The 565-nt window shown below is 54.5% G+C and carries 1 tRNA gene; it reads right to left on the reverse strand.

The features are described from left to right. Positions 1 to 296: 296 nt before the first annotated feature. Positions 297 to 371: transfer RNA gene (locus AUJ55_12545), tRNA-Val, on the reverse strand. Between the last annotated feature and the right edge of the window lie 194 nt (positions 372 to 565).

Raw genomic sequence — 565 nt, forward strand, 5'->3', positions numbered from 1 at the left:
GCTTTACCCTGTCAACCCCTCTTTTTTCGTTTCTTTTGCTCGACCGAGTCGACCTAAGTAACTCAAAAGACTGTTGTTTTACAGGCCGCCGTCTCCGGCAAGGGGCGGGATAGTAAGCATCCCAATCACCCTGTCAACCCCAGGTCATCTCGATTTGTTCACGGCCGATTAAGCCATTCTAAATCTTTGATGCCAAAGAGATTTCCCCGGCCTCGAACCATCCGGTTCTCAGCCGGGCGCGAATCCTAGTCGCCAGGCCTTCACTGTCAAGCCTTAGTAACACCGAACAGAGAAGATGGTGGGCGATGCTGGGATTGAACCAGCGACCCCTGCCGTGTGAAGGCAGTGCTCTCCCGCTGAGCTAATCGCCCCACTTTTCTTGCCCCCCTCTCCAGGGGGCGTGGTTTATAAGGATGCGGCGTCGCGCTGTCAACCTGACTTCCAGAGCCTCAACCTTTGCAGACGATCTCTAGGAGTCTGTCGGACTTGAGATCGTCCTACTGCGCCGGCGGGTAATCGGTCCAAATTTCCCCGGTTTTTCGTCACATAGACACCACTATGATCC

This window comes from Proteobacteria bacterium CG1_02_64_396 (assembly GCA_001872725.1).
Classification (GTDB): Bacteria; Pseudomonadota; MNWR01; order CG1-02-64-396; family CG1-02-64-396; genus CG1-02-64-396.